The 21,924-nt window shown below is 55.8% G+C and carries 16 protein-coding genes; 5 read left to right on the top strand and 11 right to left on the bottom strand.

Going from position 1 to position 21,924, the window contains the following annotated elements; all coding sequences use genetic code 11:
- Window positions 1-225: 225 nt before the first annotated feature.
- The gene (locus ACOTX5_RS02440) at window positions 226-1,269 is read left to right on the top strand and encodes an aminopeptidase (protein WP_015571715.1); all 1,044 of its coding nucleotides are present in this window, start codon (window positions 226-228) and stop codon (window positions 1,267-1,269) included.
- 93 nt (window positions 1,270-1,362) lie between these two features.
- Here ACOTX5_RS02440 and cysH read toward each other — a convergent pair whose 3' ends face one another.
- From cysH to cysJ, 3 genes are all read right to left on the bottom strand, one after another.
- Window positions 1,363-2,097, bottom strand: a complete 735-nt coding sequence (gene cysH, locus ACOTX5_RS02435; RefSeq protein ID WP_045911279.1) for a phosphoadenosine phosphosulfate reductase — start codon at window positions 2,095-2,097, stop codon at window positions 1,363-1,365.
- A 99-nt stretch (window positions 2,098-2,196) separates the two neighbouring features.
- Entirely contained in the window at window positions 2,197-3,909 is a 1,713-nt protein-coding gene (gene cysI / locus ACOTX5_RS02430) for an assimilatory sulfite reductase (NADPH) hemoprotein subunit (protein WP_015571717.1), read from the bottom strand.
- Window positions 3,909-5,714 (bottom strand): NADPH-dependent assimilatory sulfite reductase flavoprotein subunit, encoded by a 1,806-nt coding sequence (gene cysJ, locus ACOTX5_RS02425; RefSeq protein ID WP_032619140.1) that lies wholly within the window; start codon window positions 5,712-5,714, stop codon window positions 3,909-3,911. The genes cysI and cysJ overlap by 1 nt, the downstream gene beginning before the upstream one ends.
- 303 nt (window positions 5,715-6,017) lie before the next feature.
- On the opposite strand from cysJ, the gene queD reads away from it, so the two are divergent.
- A complete protein-coding gene (gene queD, locus ACOTX5_RS02420; protein WP_006811776.1) occupies window positions 6,018-6,383 on the top strand; it encodes a 6-carboxytetrahydropterin synthase QueD in 366 nt (121 codons plus the stop codon).
- Here the strand turns inward: queD and ACOTX5_RS02415 are convergent.
- Window positions 6,368-8,722, bottom strand: coding sequence for a helix-turn-helix domain-containing protein (locus ACOTX5_RS02415; protein ID WP_047727313.1), 2,355 nt, complete (start codon window positions 8,720-8,722; stop codon window positions 6,368-6,370). The two genes, queD and ACOTX5_RS02415, sit on opposite strands and share 16 nt — an antisense overlap.
- Window positions 8,723-8,893: 171 nt before the next feature.
- On the opposite strand from ACOTX5_RS02415, the gene ACOTX5_RS02410 reads away from it, so the two are divergent.
- The gene (locus ACOTX5_RS02410; RefSeq protein WP_015571720.1) at window positions 8,894-10,063 is read left to right on the top strand and encodes a M20 aminoacylase family protein; all 1,170 of its coding nucleotides are present in this window, start codon (window positions 8,894-8,896) and stop codon (window positions 10,061-10,063) included.
- Between the two features lie 27 nt (window positions 10,064-10,090).
- On the top strand, window positions 10,091-11,488 hold the full coding sequence (locus ACOTX5_RS02405) for an MFS transporter (protein ID WP_032102901.1): 1,398 nt from the start codon (window positions 10,091-10,093) through the stop codon (window positions 11,486-11,488).
- 17 nt (window positions 11,489-11,505) lie between these two features.
- Here ACOTX5_RS02405 and queE read toward each other — a convergent pair whose 3' ends face one another.
- Genes queE through ACOTX5_RS02390 form a run of 3 tightly spaced genes read right to left on the bottom strand, consistent with a single transcriptional unit; the run spans window position 11,506 to window position 14,498 of the window.
- Window positions 11,506-12,177 (bottom strand): 7-carboxy-7-deazaguanine synthase QueE, encoded by a 672-nt coding sequence (queE, locus tag ACOTX5_RS02400; RefSeq protein WP_015571722.1) that lies wholly within the window; start codon window positions 12,175-12,177, stop codon window positions 11,506-11,508.
- 54 nt (window positions 12,178-12,231) lie between these two features.
- A complete protein-coding gene (locus ACOTX5_RS02395) occupies window positions 12,232-12,939 on the bottom strand; it encodes an N-acetylmannosamine-6-phosphate 2-epimerase (protein ID WP_045349483.1) in 708 nt (235 codons plus the stop codon).
- A complete protein-coding gene (locus ACOTX5_RS02390; RefSeq protein ID WP_017382825.1) occupies window positions 12,939-14,498 on the bottom strand; it encodes a maltose/glucose-specific PTS transporter subunit IIC in 1,560 nt (519 codons plus the stop codon). Before ACOTX5_RS02390 ends, ACOTX5_RS02395 begins: the two co-directional genes overlap by 1 nt.
- 165 nt (window positions 14,499-14,663) lie before the next feature.
- Between ACOTX5_RS02390 and ACOTX5_RS02385 the strand changes: the two genes are divergently transcribed.
- Window positions 14,664-15,488, top strand: a complete 825-nt coding sequence (locus ACOTX5_RS02385; RefSeq protein WP_015571725.1) for a MurR/RpiR family transcriptional regulator — start codon at window positions 14,664-14,666, stop codon at window positions 15,486-15,488.
- Window positions 15,489-15,540: 52 nt separating this feature from the next.
- Here the strand turns inward: ACOTX5_RS02385 and eno are convergent, their stop codons facing one another.
- The 4 genes from eno to relA all read right to left on the bottom strand — a co-directional run bounded on the left by eno (window position 15,541) and on the right by relA (window position 21,873).
- Window positions 15,541-16,839, bottom strand: coding sequence for a phosphopyruvate hydratase (gene eno, locus ACOTX5_RS02380; protein ID WP_006811784.1), 1,299 nt, complete (start codon window positions 16,837-16,839; stop codon window positions 15,541-15,543).
- A gap of 82 nt (window positions 16,840-16,921) precedes the next feature.
- Window positions 16,922-18,559 carry a glutamine hydrolyzing CTP synthase gene (gene pyrG / locus ACOTX5_RS02375; protein ID WP_003862718.1) on the bottom strand — a complete coding sequence of 546 codons (1,638 nt, stop codon included), beginning with the start codon at window positions 18,557-18,559 and terminating at the stop codon, window positions 16,922-16,924.
- Window positions 18,560-18,782: 223 nt separating this feature from the next.
- Window positions 18,783-19,574: a nucleoside triphosphate pyrophosphohydrolase gene (gene mazG / locus ACOTX5_RS02370; RefSeq protein ID WP_003862720.1), complete on the bottom strand. Its 792-nt coding sequence runs from the start codon at window positions 19,572-19,574 to the stop codon at window positions 18,783-18,785.
- 67 nt (window positions 19,575-19,641) lie between these two features.
- Window positions 19,642-21,873: a GTP diphosphokinase gene (gene relA, locus ACOTX5_RS02365; protein WP_003862722.1), complete on the bottom strand. Its 2,232-nt coding sequence runs from the start codon at window positions 21,871-21,873 to the stop codon at window positions 19,642-19,644.
- Window positions 21,874-21,924 lie beyond the last annotated feature (51 nt).

The raw sequence follows: 21,924 nt of genomic DNA, 5'->3' as shown, positions 1-21,924 counted from the left end.
ACTAACAACCACGAATAAAGGGACTATAGGGGGCGGCTTAGATCGAATGAAATTACGAATTGGAATGAGTAGTTACTCAATGGAATAACGCCGTGGAAAAGCAAATATCAAAAAGTGCTTAACACGCGAAATTTCGGGCATTTAGGAGCAATTCAAATTGTGTCTACCCGATCACAGTTTCATACTATGCGGGTTAAAATTTTGCTCTGTTTTTAAGGACTCACTATGTTTTCCGCAATGCGCCACCGATTCGTTGCCCTGGCGCTCGGCGTTTGCTTTATCCTTCCGGCTCAGGCAAAAAATCAATCTTACGGTGAAATAGCCAGTATGCAGGCGCGGCATATTGCGACGGTCTTTCCGGGCCGTATGACCGGAACCCCAGCCGAGATGCTCTCGGCAGACTATATCCGTCAGCAGTTTGCGGATATGGGCTATGAGAGCGACATTCGCGCTTTCCACAGCCGCTACATCTATACCACACGCAATAAAACGCAAAACTGGCATAACGTAACCGGCAGCACGGTCATTGCCGCGCACGAAGGAAAGGCGGCTGAGCAGATTATTATTATGGCGCACCTTGATACCTACACGCCGTTGAGCGACGCCGATGTCGATAATAACCTCGGCGGGCTGACGCTTCAGGGACTGGATGACAATGCGGCGGGGCTGGGCGTGATGCTTGAGCTGGCCGAACGCCTGAAGAATATTCCGACGAAATACAGCATTCGCTTTGTTGCGACCAGCGGCGAAGAAGAAGGAAAACTCGGCGCTGAGAATCTCCTTAAGCGCATGAGCGCTGAGGAGAAGAAAAATACGTTGCTGGTGATTAACCTCGATAATCTGATCGTGGGGGATAAGCTCTATTTTAATAGCGGACAGAGCACGCCGAGCAGCGTACGTAAACTCACCCGCGACCGCGCGCTGGCGCTTGCCCGCACGCATGGCGTCTATGCCGCGACAAATCCGGGCGGTAACCCGCAGTATCCTAAAGGCACAGGCTGCTGTAATGACGGTGAAGTGTTTGATAAGGCGGGCATTCCGGTGCTGTACGTCGAGGCGACGAACTGGGCGCTGGGCAAAAAAGATGGCTATCAGCAGCGCAGCAAATCGAAAGCCTTTCCGGACGGGACCAGCTGGCATGATGTGCGGCTGGATAATCAGCAGCACATTGATAAAGCGCTGCCGCAGCGGATTGAGCACCGCAGCCGGGATGTCGTGAAGGTGATGCTGCCGCTGGTGAAGGAGCTGGCGAAAGCGGGGAAAGCCTGATGTCGTTAAGCCCGGTGGCGGCTACGCCTTACCGGGCCTACGTTTCGTGCCGTTGCAGGCCCGGTAAGCGCAGCGCCACCGGGCGAAAAAACATTACCCTTCGTGCAATCCGCACTCGCGCTTCAGCCCAAAGAATCGCGTCTCTTCTTCCGCCATTCCCGGTTCCCATTTACGCGTGGTGTGGGTGTCGCCTACCGACAGGTAGCCTTGATCCCACAGCGGATGGTACTTCAGCCCGTGCTTTTGCAGATACTGGTACACCGTGCGGTTATCCCAGTCGATAATCGGCAGCACTTTAAACACCCCGCGCTGCACCGCCAGCACCGGTAAGGTTGCCCGGCTACCGGACTGCTCGCGGCGCAGGCCCGCGAACCAGGTCTGAGCGTTCAGCTCTTTCAGCGCCCGGTTCATCGGCTCGACTTTGTTGATCTCATTGTATTTCTCAATGCCCTCAACGCCCTGCTCCCACAGCTTGCCGTAACGCGCCTCCTGCCAGGCCGCGCTTTCCGTCGCACGGTAGACTTTGAGGTTCAGCCTGAGCTTATCCGTCAGTTCATCAATAAACTGATAGGTTTCCGGGAACAGATAGCCGGTATCGGTGAGGATCACCGGAATGTCCGGGCGGATCCGATTCACCAGGTGCAGGCTGACCGCCGCCTGGATGCCAAAGCTTGACGACAGCACATAGTCACCCGGCAGGTTTTCCAGCGCCCACGCCACGCGCCCTTCGGCGTCGAGTTTTTCCAGCTGGGCGTTGGTTTCTGCCAGGGCCAGAATGCGTTCGACTTTTGGCAGGTCATTTAGGGCGTTTAGATCGAGTACGGACATAAGAACCTCGTTTGCCTGTTTTGCCGGGCGGCACTGCGTTTGCCCGGCCTACAAAACCCGTAGGCCCGGTAAGCGAAGCGCCACCGGGCAAAGGATGCGTTACTCCCAGAAATCCCTGGCGGGATCGAGCACCGGGCGAATGATGCCCGCACGCACCGTAAAGTCGCCGAAGCCTTCACCCGCTTCACGCTCTTTCGCCCAGCGCCCGACAAGCTCGTCGATAGAATCAAGAATTTCCGGTTCCGTAATATTTTCACGGTACATACGCGGAATGCGCGTCCCCATACGGTTGCCGCCAAGGTGCACGTTGTAACGACCCGGCGCTTTGCCCACCAGACCCAGCTCGGCCAGCATCGCGCGACCGCAGCCGTTCGGGCAGCCGGTGACGCGCATAACAATATGCTCGTCCGGAATACCGTGTTTTTCCAGAATCGCTTCCACTTTATCAGTGAAGGACGGCAGGAAACGCTCGGCTTCGGCCATCGCCAGCGGGCAGGTCGGAAACGACACGCAGGCCATCGAGTTTTCACGCTGCGGTTTAACCGCATTCATCAACCCATGATCGCGCGCCAGCTTCTCGATCTTCGCCTTCTGGCTTTCCGGCACGCCGGCAATAATCAGGTTCTGGTTGGCGGTAATGCGGAACTCGCCTTTATGGATCTTAGCAATTTCCAGCAGACCGGTTTTCAGCGGGCGGCCCGGATAATCCAGAATACGACCGTTTTCAATAAACAGCGTCAGGTGCCATTTATTATCGATACCTTTCACCCAGCCAATGCGATCGCCGCGACCGGTGAATTCGTAAGGGCGGATCGGCTCAAACTTGATCCCCGCGCGACGCTCCACTTCTTCTTTGAACGTCTCGACGCCTACACGCTCCAGGGTGTATTTGGTTTTCGCGTTTTTACGGTCGGTACGGTTGCCCCAGTCGCGCTGGGTAGTAACCACCGCCTCAGCCACGGCCAGCGTGTGCTCCAGCGGCAGGAAGCCGAACTCGCTCGCGGTGCGGGCGTAGGTTTTCTTGTTCCCATGCTCGATGGACAAACCGCCGCCCACCAGCAGGTTAAAACCGACCAGCTTGCCGTTTTCGGCAATCGCCACGAAGTTCATGTCGTTGGCGTGCAGGTCGATATCGTTCTGCGGCGGGATAACCACCGTGGTCTTGAATTTGCGCGGCAGGTAGGTCTGACCGAGGATCGGCTCTTCGTCCGTGGTCGCGACTTTCTCCTGATCGAGCCAGATCTCCGCATAGGCACGCGTGCGTGGCAGCAGGTGCTCCGAGATCTTCTTCGCCCACTCGTACGCTTCGGCGTGCAGCTCGGACTCATACGGGTTCGAGGTGCAAAGCACGTTACGGTTCATGTCGTTGGCGGTCGCCAGCGCGTCCAGCCCCACGGAGTGCAGCATCTGGTGCACCGGCTTGACGTTCTTCTTCAGAATGCCGTGGAACTGGAAGGTCTGACGGTTAGTCAGACGGATGCTGCCGTAAATCGTGTTTTCACCGGCAAACTTGTCGATCGCCTGCCACTGTTTGGTGGTGATGATGCCACCCGGCAGGCGGCAGCGCAGCAGCATCGCATGACGCGGCTCCAGCTTCTGTTCGGCACGTTCGGCGCGGATATCGCGGTCGTCCTGCTGGTACATACCGTGGAAACGGATCAGCAGGAAGTTGTCGCCTTTGAAACCGCCGGTCAGGCCGTCATTTAAATCTTCGGCAATGGTACCGCGCAGGTAGTTGCTCTCTACCTTCATGCGCTCGGCATCAGACAGTTTGCCTTCGACCACCAGTGGGCCAGGATGTTTTTCGCTCATTAGTAGACATCTCGCTGATAACGGCGCTCTACGCGCAGCTCACTTAAAAATTCATCCGCCGTTTCGGCATCCATACCGCCGAATTCGGCAATCACTTCCAGCAGTGCCTGCTCAACGTCTTTCGCCATGCGATTGGCGTCGCCGCAGACATAAATGTGGGCGCCGTCATTGATCCAGCGCCACAGCTCTGCGCCCTGTTCGCGCAGTTTGTCTTGTACGTATACTTTTTCTTTCTGATCGCGGGACCAGGCCAGATCGATGCGGGTCAGCACGCCCTCTTTGACGTAGCGCTGCCATTCAACCTGGTAGAGGAAATCTTCAGTAAAATGCGGGTTGCCGAAGAACAGCCAGTTTTTACCCGGTGCCTCGTCCGCTGCACGCTGCTGCATAAAGGCGCGGAACGGTGCGATGCCGGTGCCCGGGCCAATCATGATCACCGGCGTTTCCGGGTTTGCCGGCAGGCGGAAGTTGTCGTTGTGTTCGATAAAGACGCGCACCTCGCCCTCTTCTTCCACGCGGTCGGCCAGGAAGCCCGACGCCCCGCCCGCGCGCGCGCGGCCTTCGATGTCGTAACGCACCACGCCAACGGTGATGTGGACTTCGTTTTCCACTTCCGCCTGTGAAGAGGCGATGGAGTAAAGACGCGGCGTCAGCGGACGCAGCAGGCCGATCAGCGCGTCGGCATCCAGCTGTGCCGGGGAGAAACGCACCATGTCGACAATCGGCGTCGTCGCGGCGTAATGCTGTAACTTCACTTTGTCCCCCACCAGCGGCAGAAGGGACTCGCTGCGCGTTAAGGTGGCGTAGTTTTCAACGATATTGGCGGTGTTCACCGTCAGCTCGAAATGCCACTGAAGCGCCTCAGAGAGCGGTAAGGTTTTACCTTCCACCTGGACCGGCTCCGTGCCTTTCAGCCACAGCAGCTCGACCAGCTCTTTCACCAGCGCCGGATCGTTCTGATACCAGACGCCCAGCGCATCGCCAGGCTGATAACGCAGGCCGGAGTCACCGAGATCGATTTCGATATGGCGCACGTCTTTTTCCGAATCACGGCCCGTGATTTTCTGGTTTACCGACAGGCTCGCCGTCAGCGGCGCCTCTTTCGTGTAAGGGCTGGTGTGGATTTCGTTGACGGTGCCCGCTGCGGTAACGGCGGCCTGCGCTGGCGTCTCTTTCGGGACGCGGGCCTTCAGCACCTCAACGATGCGCGTCCGCCATTCGGCGGCGGCGGCCTGGTATTCGACATCAGCGTCTACGCGATCCAGCAGGCGCTCTGCACCCAGCTCCGCCAGCTTGCTGTCGAAGTCTTTACCGGACTGGCAGAAAAATTCATAGGACGTATCACCGAGGCCGAAGACGGCAAAGGCGGTGCCCTCCAGCCTGGGCGCTTTTTTCGAGAACAGGAACTTATGCAGCGCGACGGCTTCTTCCGCAGGCTCACCTTCCCCCTGCGTTGACGCCACCACCACCAGCAGTTTTTCTGACGCGATCTGTTTGAATTTATAATCCCCGGCGTTGACCAGGTTAACGTTCAGCTTCGCGGCGAGCAGGTCATCACGCAGCGCTTCGGCCACACGACGGGCATTACCCGTTTGCGAAGCGGAGATAAGCGTGATGGCAGGAATTTCAACGGCCGTTGGCGGGACGCCAGCCACAGCACCCGGCTGCTGATTGAGCATTCCCCAGAAATAGCCGGAGACCCAGGCGAGCTGGGTGGGTGAAAAATCGGAAGTCGCGGCCTGGAGGCGCGCCAGTTGCTCCGGGTTAAGGGGAAGCAAATTTGAAGGTGGGGCCTGTGTTGTCATGCGTCGTTATGTTCCAGTAGCAAAGCGGACTTTAAGCGAATAAATCCAAACTGAAGATAAGGTTAACGGCGGGGATAATAACAATTAAAGAAGGGATGGAAATAATAAATAACCAAATGGACTAACCTGTTTTAGTTATCGTTCTTAACGATAAAAGCGATTAAATAACTATCTGAAATAAAACAATAAAGGCCGATAAACACCATGAATACGAGGCGGTGACCGTTCAAAGCCGTTTTAGTTAATGATAAAAATTGTGCTTTCCGGTACTATGCGGCGGTTTTTTCCGCATTCCTGAGAGCTATGATGTCCACCACACTGTTTAAAGATTTCACCTTCGAAGCCGCACACCACCTTCCACACGTTCCTGCCGGGCACAAATGTGGCCGCCTGCATGGACACTCGTTTATGGTGCGTCTTGAAATCACCGGTGAAGTCGATCCCCATACGGGCTGGATCATGGACTTTGCCGAACTGAAGGCTGCGTTTAAGCCGACCTACGATCGTCTCGATCACTACTATCTGAATGATATTCCGGGCCTTGAAAACCCGACCAGCGAAGTGCTGGCGAAATGGATTTGGGATCAGATGAAACCGCTGGTCCCGCTGCTGAGCGCGGTGATGATCAAAGAGACCTGCACGGCAGGCTGCGTCTACCGCGGGGAGTGAATCTCCTCCGTTGCGGTCTCACGAGGCACGAGCGGCGTAAACTCGTAGAGCACCAGCGCATTACTCTCCAGTGATTCACTCAGTTGCCAGCCGTCATAAAGGCGTTCATCGCGTACGGAAAGCGTTGGACGCGCTTTATGCGCTATCCAGCGCCACATCTCTTCATCAGGGCCGCTTTCGCTGCCAACCCCTTCAAGTAACGGATAGAGCGCGCCGTTGTGCTGATCAAACAGATGACATTTAATTCGCCATTTACCGCGCATTCCCTTCAGGTGTAAATGATACTGCTGGCGAAAACGCTGGATGAAGGCTTCTTCACTGGAAAGGAGCGGATTAAAAACCACCACATTACGCAGCAACAGCTGATAACCATTGCGATGGCGCGTAAGCAGGACACGCTTATCATTGACCAGCACCTCGCCCCGCAGACGTTGCCAGAGCCAGAGTACCCAATAAACCGGACGCGGCAGACCATGGTTATACTGTAGCGCAAGGCTTGAGGTATCGATGGTGTTGTTCGCACGAGCTTCTCCCTGAAGGCCCGAATTGAGCCAGAATCCCGCCAGCCAGACCTGCTCCGAAAGCCCGAGCAGGTTCTGCATCAGCAGCGCCCCACGAAAAAACCAGCCGTTTGTCGCCCGCGTGTTGCCGGTGAGGGTATTCCAGGAGAGAAGCCAGACGGGAAGCGAACTTTTTCGCAGGCGAAGGGCAGCGAGGATCTGGCGGACCTTCAGTATCGGATAATTTTCCGTTGAGGAGAGAGGGGTTGCCTCCAGCTGCGCGGGATCGAGAAGTTCATTAGCATCGGCAGAACAGGCAAGAAAATCGGCCTGCATCAGGATTGCTGAACTGAACAGGGTATCGTCGCTTACGCCCGCGCTGACGGGGGCAAATCGGTGCCATAAACCAAACTTTGCCTGCGGAAGATAAGTTCGTATTGCCTTTTGCTGGGCCAGCCAGACCTGCTCCCGGGTCTCCTCACTTGCCTGTGTTGACCAGTGCATGACGAAGTGCCAGCCCGCGGTGATCTCTGGCGAAAAATGATTAACCGACTGTTGTAAAAAACGGGTCAGAAGATCGCGACGGGTCGTTACGCCGGTGTGCAGTAGCACCGTCCACTGCTTTTTTGCCAGCCAGGTGAAGAGCTGATGCAGATTGTACCAGCAGGCGTAGCCCGCCATCTGGGGGTCATCCCACCCGGTGGCAAACAGACGACTGCTGAGAAAAGGTTCGGCGATATCAATTCCCTCAATGGGAATGGCCTCATTTATCGCCTCCAGATTTTGTCGAACGTCCTCACGCAGCAAATCGTCGAGCTCACGCAGGGTAATGACCACCCGCATACGGCGCAGCGAGGCAGAAAGAGGATTAAGCTGCTCAAGATCCAGGCTCTGCTCCTGCTGCGGATGAACGATGAGCGGCGAGGCTCCCCAACCGCGCGCCACCGGTTCATTGAGCAGGCTAAACAGCTTGTCCACGGCGACCGGATAGCGCTGCTCACGCCTGTCCGTCCGAATACGTGCCGCCTCCGGGTGCTGGCGCCGGGCCTTACGAAACTCACCTGGAGACATATTGTGAACACGCCTGAACCGATCGCTCATCATACGCGTGCTGGCGAAACCCTGCTCAAGCGCAATCTGGTGCAGCGGTCGGTTCGTCAGCCGGAGAGCGTCGGCCGCCTTTTCCAGCCGCAGGTGGGTGATGTACTGCATGAAACTGATCCCCACCTCCTTGCGAAAGAGACGAGAGAGCCAGGCTTCAGAGACATATTCACTCGCGGCGATTTCCGCAAGCGTAATACGGCGGGAATAACTGGCATTGATCCGCTCTATCACCCGGGCGATGCGTTTGCTGTGCGCTGATGAAAGTTCCCGGGACAGCATACGGGCGGGCTGTTGAAAGCGGCTGGTCAGCAACAGCAATATCTCGCTCAGCCAGCGGTACGCCTCCAGCCGGTAGCGGTGCGGGTCGTTGATGAGGGTGACCACAAGAAGCTGGCGCAGCAGATCGCGAAGCGCATCGCATTGGGGCCAGACGCCTCCGGCTTCTGCCGGTACAGCATAATCATGGGCAAAAAAATCATTGCAGAGCTGGACGACCCAGCGCCCGGAAAGGGTTACGCGCAGGGTGACATTTGCCGTTTCGCTCGTGAACTGCCAGCGCCGATGACGGTTGATGATAGCAAGGGTATTGGCCTCCAGGATGTCACGTCCCACATCGGTGTTCAGCTCTGCCCGCCCTTCCAGCACCCAGAGCAACGTTAGCGTATCGCCTTCATCCTCCACGCAGTGGCGAATGTCCTGAATCTCTATCCAAAATTCATCTCCCCGTTGCGCCATCTTACCCCTCACCAAAGACAAAAAATGACCTGATCTTTTTTGTCATAACTGAATTGTATGAAAAACAATCAAAATAAAGCCGTCGCTTTACAACAAAAAAATGCATTTTCAGGCGGGACGATCGTCATAGACTCGAAATTATCATCGTTTGGCAGAAAAAGGATAACAAAAATGACACATCCAATTATCGAAGCTCTGCGTGGCAACGAAGCCCGGTTCACTGAATTACGTCACTATTTTCATCAGCATCCTGAAATTGGTTTTGAGGAGCACAACACGAGCGATCGCGTTGCAGCGCTGCTTCAGGAATGGGGATATGAGGTTCATCGCGGCCTGGCGAAAACCGGTGTGGTCGGCACACTGAAGGTGGGTAACGGGCATAAACGCCTGGGCCTGCGCGCCGATATGGATGCGCTGCCAATGCAGGAAAACAACGGCAAGGCGTGGAGCAGTACCGTTGAGGGTAAATTCCACGGCTGCGGTCATGACGGCCACACCACAACGCTCCTGTATGCAGCGGAGTACCTGGCACGCACCCGCAATTTTAACGGCACGCTGCACCTTATTTTTCAGCCCGCGGAAGAACTTCTGTATGGCGGACGCGTTATGGTAGAGGACGGTTTGTTTGACCTGTTCCCCTGCGACCACATCTTTGGCCTGCACAATATGCCGTCACAGCCCCTCGGAAAAATTGGTCTGCGCGATGGCGCCATGATGGCCTCTTCCGACACCCTTCATATTGAGGTTAACGGCGTGGGGGGGCACGGCGCGGTGCCAGAACATACCGTTGACGCCACCCTGGTTGCCTGTCATATCACTATCGCGTTGCAGTCGATTGTTTCGCGCAACATTACCCCCTTCCAGCCAGCCGTCGTTACCGTAGGCAGCATTCAGGCCGGGCACGCCCCTAACATTATCAACGACAAAGTATTGATGAAACTTACCGTACGCACGCTGGATGAACGCGTGCGGCAAACCGTGCTACAGCGTATCCATGATATCGCCGTTGCACAGGCGGAAAGTTTCAATGCGACGGCCACCATTCGACACATTAACGGCAGCCCGGTGCTGAAAAACAATCCGCAAGCCAACGAGATGGTGCGCAGCGTCGCCACCGATCTGTTCGGTCAGGATGCCGTCGCGGAGGTCAATGCGTTTATGGGCAGCGAGGACTTTGCTTTCATGCTCGAGAAAAATCCCAATGGCTGCTATTTCACGCTTGGCGCCGGGGATGAGCCTGACCGCTGCATGGTACATAACCCGGGCTACGACTTTAACGACAACATTCTCCTCACCGGCGCGGCGCTGTGGGCCGCACTGACCGAACACTATCTGCGCTGATTCGCACCTTCCCGGGAGGGCTGCACTATGAGTACCGTTTCCCTGACAGGCGCATCCGCCTACGCCGGTAACGATCGGCTGCTGGCGGGTATCGTCATGAGCGTTCTGACATTCTGGCTGTTTGCCCAGTCGGTTATCAACGTGGTTCCGGCCATGCAGAATAGCCTCGATATTGCCCTCGAAACCCTTACGCTGGCCGTCAGCCTGAGCGCGTTGTTCAGCGGCTGTTTTGTCGTCGCCTGCGGTGGGTTTGCCGATAAGTTTGGGCGCATGCGCCTGACCATGATTGGCCTGATCCTGAGCATGATCGGGAGTGGTCTGCTGTTCATTTCATGGGAGCCCGTCCTGTTTCTGTTGGGACGAGCGATACAGGGGCTATCAGCGGCCTGCATCATGCCCGCCACGCTGGCGCTGATTAAAACCTGGTATGAAGGTAAAGCACGCCAGCGCGCAATCAGTTTCTGGGTTATCGGTTCATGGGGCGGGAGTGGCCTGAGCTCGTTTGTGGGAGGCGCCATCGCCACCACGCTGGGCTGGCGCTGGATTTTTATTTTGTCGATGGTGGTGGCTCTGGTCGCGCTATTGCTTATCCGCGCCACGCCGGAAAGCCGCAGCCCTGATGCGTGTCGACACAAACTGGATATCAGCGGCCTGGTGAGTTTTGTCCTTATGCTGGTGCTGTTCAATCTGTTTATCAGCAAAGGACACAGCTGGGGCTGGAGCAGCAGTTTATCGCTTCTTGTACTGTGTGGAGCCGTGATTGCACTGATGTGCTTTGTCGTTACCGGGCGGCGAAAAGGCGATGCGGCGCTGATCGATTTCGCCCTGTTTAAAAACCGGGCCTATAGCGCCTCGGTATTCTCAAATTTCCTGCTCAACGGCTGCATTGGCACCATGATGATCGCCAGCATCTGGTTGCAGCAAGGCCATCATCTGTCACCACTACAGACAGGCATGATGACGCTGGGGTATCTGGTTACCGTACTGGCGATGATCCGGGTGGGTGAAAAACTGCTTCAGCGCTATGGCGCCAGGCTACCGATGATGACCGGCCCGCTGCTGACCGCAACAGGTATTTCGCTGATTTCATGCACCTTCTTAAGCAAAGAGGTCTACATTGTTACCGTTTTTCTGAGCAATATTTTATTCGGGCTGGGGCTCGGATGTTACGCCACGCCCTCAACGGACACGGCGGTAATGAATGCCCCTGAAAACAAAGTGGGGGTGGCTTCAGGGATCTATAAGATGGGCAGTTCCCTGGGCGGCGCAATGGGTATCGCGGTCACCGCATCGCTGTACGCGCTATGGCTGCCGATGGGAACGGCCAGTGCCGCGCAGTATGCCTTGCTTTTCAACAGTGCGATTTGCCTTGGGTCGGCAGTCGTGACCTGGGCTTTACTGCCAACAACAAAAGCCCCGCGTTAAGCGGGGCCACAAAAGTATCAGGCAATGTTCAGATATTTGTGCGTCTGCATCGACAGCCGCCAGTTGCGGGCGATACAGGTTTCAATGCACAGACGGGTCGCATCGTCTTTCTGGCTGATAGGCTGTAGCGCGATCACGCGCTGCTTTTCGTCCGTCAGCGTCGCCAGCAGTTCATCCAGCGCTTCGATGTCACGCACGCGCCCCACCGGATGTTTGATCTCATCAGCACGCTCAAGCGCCTGCGACAGTACGTCATACCCGCCGCGCATATTCACTTTTGGTGAAACCGTAACCCACGTTGAATGGGAGCAGCGCACTTCATGGGTGCCGCTGGTTTCGATCTGACAGCTATAGCCGTTCTTCTCGAGCAGTTCGGTGAGCGGCATCAGATCGTGAATGCAGGGTTCCCCGCCGGTGATCACCACATGCCGCGCCGTCCAGCCCTGACGACTAATAATGGCAAGCAGATCTTCCGCGCTGCCCGCGCCCCATTTATCGCTCTCTTTGGTTTTCGCCAGAATGCTGAACAGCGACACTTCCCGATCTGCGAGCTTATCCCACGTATGTTTGGTATCACACCAGGCGCAGCCAACCGGGCATCCCTGTAAACGAATAAAGATAGCGGGAACGCCGGTAAAGTAACCCTCGCCTTGCAGGGTCTGGAACATCTCGTTAATCGGGTACTGCATAGTCAACTCTGTTAAGGGGATAAACGATAAGTATCGCAGATCCCCGTCAGATGATCATGCTCCATCGGTGCTTTGCGCGCCAATTGCCGCCATAAACCGTTCCGTAATTTGCTGTGGTCGGGTGATCGCCCCGCCGACGACAACCGTGTGCGCCCCCAGCGTCAGACACCTGGCCGCGCGTTCAGGCGTATCCACGTTACCTTCAGCAATCACGGGGATCGTGACGGCAGACAGCACCTCTTTCAAAAACGCGCAGTCATTTTCCGGTAGCGAATGGCCCGCAGTCTCGGCCGTATAACCGTAAAGGGTGGTTCCGACGCAATCAAACCCCAGCGCCTGCGCGGCCACGGCCTCCTGCACGGTGGCAATATCCGCCATCAGCAGCAGCGAAGGGTAACGGGTGCGGATCTGCGCGATCAGCATGTCCAGCGATCCGCCACCGGGCCGTTTCCGGGCGGTCGCATCCAGCGCAACGATCTCCGGGCCGACCGCCATCAACTCATCCACTTCTTTGAGCGTTGCGGTGATGAACACCTCGCTGTCCGGATAGTCTCGTTTGATGATGCCGATTACCGGCAGTGAGACCAGCCCTTTGATAGCCTCGATATCCACCACGCTATTGGCGCGGATCGCAGCGGCACCGCCCTGGGCCGCCGCCAGCGCCATTCGCGACATAATAAACGGGCTGTGCAGCGGTTCGTTTTCCAGCGCCTGGCAGGAGACGACCAGTTTTCCTTTCAGGTTATCCAGTACAGTTTTCATTACGATAAGATCTCTTCTACTTCGTTTTTGATAATGGTGACGTGCGGGCCATAGATGACCTGGACCCCGTTGCCGCGGACGATTACGCCGCGGGCGCCGGTCGCTTTCAGTGCAGATTCATTGACTTTGCTACCGTCTTTCACCGTGACGCGAAGGCGCGTGGCGCAGCAGTCAACGTCATCCAGATTGTCTTTTCCTCCCAGCCCGGCGATCACCGCCGCGGCGCGCTCGCTTTGCGGCAGGGTAGCCTCGTCAGCCAACGCCTCCTTTTCACGGCCCGGCGTGGCAAAATCAAAGCGTTTGATCAGATAGCGGAAGGTACAGTAGTAAAGGAAGAACCACGGTACGCCCACCAGCGGGACGAACATCCAGTTAGTTTTCGCTTCCCCCTGCAAAATGCCGAACAGCACGAAATCAATAAACCCGCCGGAGAAAGTTTGTCCGATGGTGATGTGCAGCATGTGCGCGAGCATGAACGCCAGCCCGTCAAACAGCGCATGAATGACGTACAGCACCGGGGCAATAAACAGGAATGAGAACTCTATGGGCTCGGTAATTCCCGTCAGGAATGAGGTTAACGCCGCAGAGAGCAGCAGCCCAGCGACGCGCTTTTTGTTCTCCGGCCTGGCCGTGTGGTACATCGCAAGGCAGGCGCCCAGCAGACCAAACATCATGGTAATAAAGCGCCCGGACATGAAGCGCGACGTGCCCTCATAGAAATGCTGCGTGTTCGGGTCGGCGAGCTGGGCGAAGAAGATCCGCTGCGTGCCCTCAACCAGGTGACCGTTAACAATTTCACTGCCGCCAAGCGCGGTGGTCCAGAATGGAAGATAGAAGATGTGGTGCAGACCAAACGGGCCAAGCATGCGCAGGATGAAGCCGTACAGCAGAGTCCCCAGATAGCCGGTGGCATCCACCAGCCCGCCGAGGCCAAAGATCAGCTTCTGAAAATGCGGCCAGACCACGGTCATCAGCGCGCCGACGAGTATCGCCGCCAGCGAGCTGATAATGGGAACGAAGCGTGAGCCGCCAAAAAAGCCCAGGAATTGCGGAAGCGCGATTTTATTAAACCGATGATGCAGTGCACAGGTCACCAGTCCAATAACTACCCCACCAAACACGCCCGTTTCAAGCGTCTGAATACCCAGCGTCATGCCCTGCCCTACGGCGCCCGGGTTTTCATGCGCCAGTTTTCCGGTCAGGATCAGCAGCGCATTGATAGTGGCATTCATCACCAGATAAGCGAGCAACGCCGCCAGCCCTGCCGTGCCTTTATCATTTTTTGCCAGCCCAACGGCGACCCCAACAGCAAACAGTACCGACAGGTTTGCAAACACAATCGAGCCAGCGCTGCTCATGATGGTAAAGATGGCCTGTAGCCAGCCAACGTCTAAAAATGGATACGCGGTAAGCGTATTCGGATTCGATAGCGCCCCGCCGATCCCCAGCAACAGACCTGCTGCGGGCAGTATGGCGATGGGTAACATAAAGGATTTGCCAAAGCGCTGCGCTTTTTCAAACCATCCGCCGGAAGACGCTCCGCTGAACATTTGCATCATTTTTTATCCCCCTGGTTTTTGATGAAAATTTTTACCATATATATTTTTAATTGTGAAAATTACCACCAAAAACCAGGACGCCGATCATACTTTTTCGAAATGACTGGCATCTCTCCCCCGCTTTCCGCCACACTAGTTGGCAGAGAAACGCATTAAGGATCTAGCATGTCGGACCATGAAAACCTGCTGCTGAAGCTACGCCAGGAGGCTTCCGGGTACAGCCCAACGCAACAAAAACTGGGGGAGTTTGTCCTCAACGATCCTGCCAGGGTGCTCTACCTGACGATCACCGAGCTGGCGCGTGAAAGCGGCACCAGCGAGGCCAGCGTCACACGTCTTTGCCGCACGCTGGGCTGTAAGGGATATAACGAATTTAAAATGGCGCTTGCGCTGGATATTCAGCAGGGTTTGCCGGAGCGTCAGGCAGGAGATGCAATAGATAACGTGGTGGATGAGTCTGTCCAGGCGCTGCAAGATACCGCAAAACTCCTCGACCGGGCCCAGCTTGAACAGGCGACACTGGCCCTGCATCAGGCGCAGTCAGTGCAAATTTACGGGGTGGCGGCCAGCGCAATTCTGGGGGAGTATTTGCATTACAAGCTGCTGCGACTCGGCAAACCTGCACAGCTGTTTAGCGATATGCATCGCGCCGCCATGAATGCGACGACGCTCTCGAAAGAGACGCTGGTGGTGGCCATCTCAAGTTCCGGCTCTACACGGGATCTGCTTCACGTGGTGAAACTCGCTCGCAAGCGCGGCGTTAAGGTACTGGCGCTCAGCAATACGCCCCGCAGCCCGCTGGCCTCCCTGAGCGATTTACAGCTGGTTGCAGCCAAACCCGAGGGACCGCTGAGCGCGGGTGCGCTCAACGCCAAGGTTGGCGTGATGCTACTGGTTGAACTGCTAACCACTTCCCTTATTGCAGTAGACAGCCATTACGGTGACGTTAGCCAGCAAACGGCAAGCGCCACGTTGCCGCTTCTGCTATAGAAAACAAAAAACCCGCCGAAGCGGGTTTTTTCATAAGAACGAAGGTTCAGGCTTATGCCTGGCCTTTGATCTCTTTACGACCGTTGTAAGGTGCTTTTTCGCCCAGCGCTTCTTCGATACGAATCAGCTGGTTGTATTTAGCAACACGGTCAGAACGGCTCATAGAACCGGTTTTGATCTGGCCAGCAGCGGTACCAACAGCCAGGTCAGCGATGGTAGCGTCTTCAGTTTCGCCAGAACGGTGAGAGATAACCGCGGTGTAGCCAGCGTCTTTCGCCATTTTGATCGCAGCCAGCGTTTCGGTCAGAGAACCGATCTGGTTGAATTTGATCAGGATGGAGTTAACGATGCCTTTCTCGATGCCTTCTTTCAGGATCTTGGTGTTGGTTACGAACAGATCGTCACCAACCAGCTGGATTTTGTCGCCCAGTACTTTGGTCTGGTATGCGAAACCATCCCAGTCAGACTCGTCCAGACCGTCTTCGATAGAAACGATTGGGTACTGTTTGGTCAGGTCTTCCAGGAAGTGGGTGAACTCTTCAGAGGTGAACGCTTTGTTGCCTTCGCCAGCCAGAACGTATTTACCGTCTTTGTAGAATTCAGATGCTGCGCAGTCCATCGCCAGGGTGATGTCTTTGCCCAGCTCGTAGCCTGCTGCTTTAACTGCTTCAGCGATAACAGCCAGTGCTTCTGCGTTAGAACCCAGGTTTGGCGCGTAGCCGCCTTCGTCACCAACAGCCGTGTTCATGCCTTTAGCTTTCAGAACTTTAGCCAGGTTGTGGAACACTTCAGAACCCATACGTACCGCTTCTTTCAGGGTTTTCGCGCCAACTGGCTGAATCATGAATTCCTGAATATCAACGTTGTTGTCTGCGTGCTCACCACCGTTGATGATGTTCATCATTGGTACAGGCATGGAGTATTTGCCTGGGGTGCCGTTCAGTTCAGCGATGTGCTCGAACAGTGGCATGCCTTTAGCTGCCGCTGCCGCTTTGGCGTTCGCCAGGGAAACGGCCAGGATTGCGTTCGCACCGAAGTTAGATTTGTTTTCAGTACCGTCCAGATCGATCATGATCTTGTCGATGCCAGCCTGATCTTTAGCATCTTTGCCAACGATAGCCTGAGCAATAGGACCGTTAACAGCGCCAACCGCTTTCAGTACGCCTTTGCCCATGAAACGGGATTTGTCGCCATCACGCAGTTCCAGCGCTTCGCGGGAACCTGTAGAAGCACCTGATGGAGCCGCTGCCATACCGACGAAACCACCTTCCAGATGAACTTCAGCTTCAACGGTCGGGTTACCACGGGAGTCGATGATTTCACGACCGATGACTTTAACGATTTTGGACATTAGATTTTCCTCAGTACAAGTTAAACTAAAACTCCAGACAAACAACGCGTACCAAAGGTACGCGTTGCCGTTCTAACTTTTTTTACTTCGCCTGACGCTTCTGGTACTCGCTGGCGGCTTTCACGAAGCCTGCAAACAGCGGATGCCCGTCACGCGGCGTTGAAGTAAATTCCGGGTGGAATTGGCAGGCCACGAACCACGGATGGTTAGGCACTTCGATGATCTCGACTAACTGATCATCCCCGGAACGGCCCGCAACACGCAGACCCGCAGCTTCAATTTGTTTCAACAACATGTTGTTGACTTCATAGCGGTGACGATGGCGCTCGGTGATGACCGGCTCGCCGTACAGCTTGCGTACCACGCTATCGTCGGACAGCTGGCAGGCCTGTGCGCCAAGACGCATGGTGCCACCCAGATCGCTCTTCTCGGTACGGACTTCGACGTTACCGTCTTCGTCGCGCCATTCCGTAATCAGCGCCACAACAGGGTACTTACAGTCTGGCACAAATTCCGTAGAGTTCGCGTTTTCCATTCCCGCTACGTTGCGCGCAAATTCAATCAGCGCAACCTGCATACCCAGGCAGATACCGAGGTATGGAATATTGTTTTCACGCGCATAGCGTGCAGTGGCGATCTTGCCTTCAACACCACGGTAGCCGAAGCCGCCAGGGATGAGGATAGCATCCAGATCTTTAAGAATTTCAACGCCGCGCGTCTCCACATCCTGTGAATCAATCAGCTTGATGTTCACAGAGACGCGATTCTTCAGACCACCGTGTTTCAGCGCTTCGATAACTGACTTATAGGCATCCGGCAGTTCGATGTACTTGCCGACCATACCGATAGTCACTTCGCCGCCCGGATTGGCTTCTTCGTAAATCACCTGCTCCCATTCAGACAGGTTAGCTTCCGGACAGTTCAAGCTGAATCGTTTACAAATATAATCGTCCAGACCCTGTGATTTCAACAGGCCCGGGATTTTATAAATGGAATCGACATCTTTCATTGAAATAACGGCTTTTTCAGGCACGTTACAGAACAATGCAATTTTCGCGCGTTCGTTCGCCGGAATCGCGCGATCGGAACGGCAAACCAGGATGTCAGGCTGAATACCGATGGAGAGCAGCTCTTTAACAGAGTGCTGAGTCGGTTTGGTTTTCACTTCACCTGCTGCCGCCATGTAAGGCACCAGCGTCAGGTGCATGAACAGCGCGTGCTCACGACCAATATCTACCGCCAGCTGACGAATCGCTTCGAGGAACGGCAGGGATTCGATATCCCCTACGGTACCGCCGATTTCAACCAGCACAACGTCATGCCCTTCGCCACCGGCAAGGACACGCTCTTTAATGGCGTTAGTGATGTGTGGGATGACCTGCACGGTCGCGCCCAGGTAGTCACCACGGCGCTCTTTACGCAGAACGTCAGAGTAGATACGGCCAGTCGTAAAGTTGTTACGACGGGTCATTTTGGTACGGATGAAACGCTCGTAGTGGCCAAGATCCAGATCGGTTTCAGCGCCGTCTTCAGTAACGAACACTTCCCCGTGTTGGGTTGGGCTCATGGTGCCAGGATCGACGTTGATGTACGGATCCAGTTTCATCATGGTCACATTGAGGCCACGGGCTTCAAGAATGGCTGCGAGGGAGGCTGCGGCAATGCCTTTACCCAGAGAGGATACGACCCCGCCGGTCACAAAAATATAGTTCGTTGTCATGCTGAACCTGAGAAGTTAGGGTGAAACGATGGAATAACCAGGACGGGAAAGTAGTATACCCGAACACGACGAGCGCCACAAACTTTCATTCTCCGTCTCCACTCCAGGCCATGACAAACATAAGGAGTGAGAAAATAGCCCCTTTTGGGTAAATGTTTTTGACGCAAATCAAGCGCTTGTCATTTAAAAAATCACACAAATTGCGCTTGATCGCAAAATCTCGTTAGAGATCATGTTCCTGGCGTTTTACTTCCTGCCAGACTTCTTCCATCGCGTCGAGGTCAATCCCGCTCATTTCCAGGCCGCGCGAGGCCACAATCCGCTCAACTTCGCGAAAGCGACGTTCGAATTTAATGTTCGCTTTTTGCAGGGCGGTTTCCGCTTTTACACCGAGGTGGCGCGAAAGGTTGACGGTCGCAAACAGCAGATCGCCCATCTCCTCTTCCAGCTTTGCTTCATCCACAACGGCCTGCTGCGCTTCATGCATCACTTCGTCGATCTCTTCGTGCACCTTTTCCAGCACCGGGCCGAGAGAGGTCCAGTCAAACCCTACCGCCGAGCAGCGCTTTTGAATTTTGTGCGCGCGCATCAGCGCGGGAAGGTTCAGGGGAATGTCGTCCAGCGCCGAGTGCTGGGATTTTTCAGCGCGTTCGGCGCTTTTTATCTGCTCCCAGCGCGCCAGCACTTCCGCACTGTTGCCTGCGGAGGCATCGCCAAAAATATGCGGATGACGACGCTCCAGCTTGTCGCTGATAGCGGCGCAGATATCGTCAAAGTTAAAGCGCCCCTCTTCCTGCGCCATCTGCGCGTAGAACACAACCTGGAACAGCAGGTCGCCCAGCTCACCGCGCAGGTCGTCGAAATCTTCGCGCGAAATCGCGTCCAGCACTTCGTAGGTCTCTTCCAGCGTGTAAGGCGCAATGGTGGCGAAAGTCTGCTCTTTATCCCACGGGCAGCCGTTTTCCGGATCGCGCAGGCGTTTCATGATGCCAAGCAGGCGGTCGATTTGAGTCATAACAGATTCCATTAAATGCCTGAGCCGGGTGGCGGCGTTGCCTTACCCGGCCTACAGAAGAGGATGTTTAGCCGCCGTGCAGACGACGCGCGTCAATCACATCCGGCACCTGGTTCAGTTTGCCGAGTACGCGGCCCAGCACCTGAAGGTTATAGATTTCGATAGTCATATCGATGGTGGCAAGCTGCTCGCGGGTATCGCTGCGGCTGGCAACGCCCAGCACGTTGACCTTCTCGTTGGCGAGAATGGTGGTGATGTCGCGCAGCAGGCCGCTGCGGTCGTTGGCAGTGACGCGCACCACCAGCGAGTAACCCGCCGAGTAGCTCTCCCCCCAGACGGCTTCCACGATACGTTCCGGCGCATGCGATTGCAGCTCTGCAAGCTGATCGCAGTCGGAGCGGTGAATCGAGATCCCGCGCCCCTGGGTGATAAAGCCGACAATATCGTCTCCCGGGATCGGCTGGCAGCAGCGGGCAATATGGTGCATGAGGTTACCCACCCCTTCAACCACCACGCGGCCATTGTCCTTGCTGCGCTGCTGCGGAGCGTAGGTTTTCTGCTGGAGTTGTTTCAGCGCTGCCGCATCCTGCTCCGCTGCGCTTGGCTTGTTGAACTGCGCTTGCAGGAAGTTCACCATCTGGTTCAGGCGGATATCGCCGCCACCAATCGCCGCTAACAGTTCGTCGAGCTCGTTGAAGTTGTAGCGCGGCAGCAGGAATTTCTCCGCCTCTTTCAGGCTTATCCCGATATGTTCCAGCTCGTCGTCCAGGATCTGACGACCGGCAAGGATGTTCTTGTCACGATCCTGCTTGCGGAACCAGGCGTGGATTTTAGAGCGCCCACGGCTGGTGGTAACGTAACCGAGGTTCGGATTCAGCCAGTCGCGGCTTGGGTTTGGCTGCTTCTGGGTGATGATTTCAATCTGATCGCCCATCTGGAGCTGGTAGGTAAACGGTACGATACGTCCGCCGATCTTCGCCCCGATGCAACGGTGCCCCACATCGCTGTGGATGTGGTAGGCGAAATCGAGCGGCGTGGAGCCTGCCGGCAAATCAACAACATCCCCTTTCGGGGTAAAGACGTAGACGCGATCGTCGAAGACCTGACTGCGCACTTCGTCGAGCATTTCGCCGGAGTCGGCCATCTCTTCCTGCCACGCAATCAGCTTACGCAGCCAGGCGATACGGTCCTCGTGACCGGAGCGACCGCCGCCGGAGGTACCCTCTTTGTATTTCCAGTGCGCCGCCACGCCCAGCTCGGCGTCTTCGTGCATCTGTTTGGTACGGATCTGAATTTCCACCGTTTTGCCGCCAGGGCCGAGCACCACGGTATGAATAGACTGATAGCCGTTTGGTTTGGGGTTGGCGACGTAGTCATCGAACTCATCCGGCAGATGGCGGAAGTGAGTATGCACTATCCCCAGCGCGGCATAGCAGTCCTGGAGACGCTCCGCCACGATACGTACGGCGCGCACGTCAAACAGCTCGTCAAAGGCGAGATGTTTCTTCTGCATTTTGCGCCAGATGCTGTAGATGTGCTTTGGACGCCCGTAGACCTCGGCGCGCACATTCTCCTCTTTCATCGACTGGCGCAGCCCGCTGACAAATTCCTCGATATAGTGCTCGCGGTCAATGCGGCGTTCGTGCAGCAATTTTGCAATGCGTTTGTATTCCGCCGGATGCAGGTAGCGGAAGCAGTAATCTTCCAGCTCCCACTTCAGTTGCCCGATACCGAGACGGTTCGCCAGCGGCGCATAGATATTCGTACACTCTTTAGCGGCCAGGACGCGCTCGTCTTCCGGCGCATCCTTCACTTCACGCAGATGGGCAACCCGTTCGGCCAGCTTGATCACCACGCAGCGGAAATCATCTACCATCGCCAGCAGCATGCGACGGACGTTATCCACCTGCTCGGAAGAGACAGAGTCCGTTTGCGCGGCTTTAAGCTGACGAATGGCTGCCATGTCACGCACGCCGTGGATAAGCGCCACGACGGACTGGCCGACGCTTTCACGCAGGACGTCTTCCGTCACCACGTCGGCGTCCGCCAGGGGGAACAGCAGTGCGGCCTGTAGCGTTTCGATATCCATGTTCAGCATGGAGAGAATTTCAACCATCTCCACGCCGCGCCACAACAGCAATTCAGCGTCCGGATGCCCCTGCGTTGTGCGTAAACAATAGGCCCAGGTTTCGGTTAAGCGTTCACACGACTGCTGGCTGGAAATCCCCAGACTTGCGATCCATTTTTGAGGGTCAAACTCACCAGCTTTATTTAAATGTGCACTTCTTACCGCAACCATCGTCCTCTCCTTTAGGGACAAGGGCCTGTCGAAGTCGACAAGCCAAACTCA

It is taken from the genome of Enterobacter cloacae complex sp. IR5441 (assembly GCF_049238215.1).
Lineage (GTDB): Bacteria > Pseudomonadota > Gammaproteobacteria > Enterobacterales > Enterobacteriaceae > Enterobacter > Enterobacter hormaechei_C.
Note: the sequence above shows the minus strand (reverse complement) of the source record. Positions and strands in the feature narration are given on the sequence as shown.